Source organism: Streptomyces sp. NPDC102274 (assembly GCF_044766385.1).
Classification (GTDB): Bacteria; Actinomycetota; Actinomycetes; order Streptomycetales; family Streptomycetaceae; genus Streptomyces.
In genome coordinates this window covers 1-1,090 of sequence record NZ_JBIWLW010000157.1, presented here as the reverse complement: position 1 = coordinate 1,090, position 1,090 = coordinate 1, and the positions used below count along the sequence as shown (strand labels likewise).

Sequence of the window (1,090 nt, the reverse complement as noted above, 5' to 3'; positions counted from 1 at the left end):
CGGACCGCTCCGACACCGGCCGCCGGTTACCGCGCCGAGACGCTCAACGTCCTCTTCGCAGGTCAGCCGTGACGGCCACGACCCTGACGCCCCGCGATGGCACCCACCCGCGGGCCGGGCCGACCCAGCCCCGGTCTGCCAGTCTCATCCAGTACTCGAGCCGTAGAGCGTGATCCCGGTTCTGTTGGTTCTCCAGAGGTATCGCGTGGGAGTGTGGGCGGATGACCCAGCACGAAGATCCTCAGCCTGAGGGCTGGCCGGTACGTGCGCACGAGTCGTTCGTCAACGCCCTGTGGAGCCTGGTGCTTGATGAGGACCGTTACACCGACGACCAGCCGGAGTGGATCGAAGCGTGGCTCAGAGGCCACCAGCAGGGGAGCGTTCCCGATCGTGGGGTACCGGCCGCTCTGCACCGGATCCTGGCGTGCGGCGTGGATCCGGAGGATCTGACCGATGTGGTGCGGGCCGTGCAGCACGATGTCGTCTACCAGGTCTGCCAGCTGATCGACGACCCGGGGCTGTTGGGCATCGGACTCGATGAGGACGACTCCGGCGGGACGGAGTTCGGCTGGGAACTCGTGGCGTTTCGCGCCGAACGGCCTGCCGAACGTGCGCCGATCAACTACCTGCACTCCGTGCTCGACGAGCACGACCCCAGCGGCCGTGGCGGCGAGCCACGCGGCCGGCCCATCCCTGTTCGGCTCCCGGGCCATCCCCTCCACGCCCGACTGGCCGTCGCCCACGCGCTTGCGGGCGACCGCATCCAGGCGCTCCAGACCTGGCGGAAGGCAACCGGCGCGCCCCTGGGGGAGGCGAAGGCGGCTCTCGATCTCCTCCTCGACCAGCTGCGGCAAAATCCGGAAAGCACGCCGTGATGCTTCTCCTGCGGGTTTCGATCTCGCGTGCGGGCGCTGGGAGACGCGGACAGGCGCCACGTGATCATCGGGTGCGCGTGGACGGGGTGGCTTCGCGGGCGGCGGTTGCTGCTGGTTCGGCCTAGGGTGTGTCTGACAATGATCATGTCGCTGGTTGGCGGAGCCAGAGGATGAGTGAGGCGAGTTGGAGTCCGGCTCGGTAGCGGGTGGCGAGC

1 protein-coding gene is annotated in these 1,090 nt (G+C 68.7%); it reads left to right on the top strand.

Translation table 11 applies throughout. The features are described from left to right. Positions 1–221: 221 nt before the first annotated feature. The gene (locus ACIRQP_RS42530) at positions 222–875 is read left to right on the top strand and encodes a hypothetical protein (protein ID WP_403900863.1); all 654 of its coding nucleotides are present in this window, start codon (positions 222–224) and stop codon (positions 873–875) included. The last annotated feature ends 215 nt before the right edge of the window (positions 876–1,090 follow it).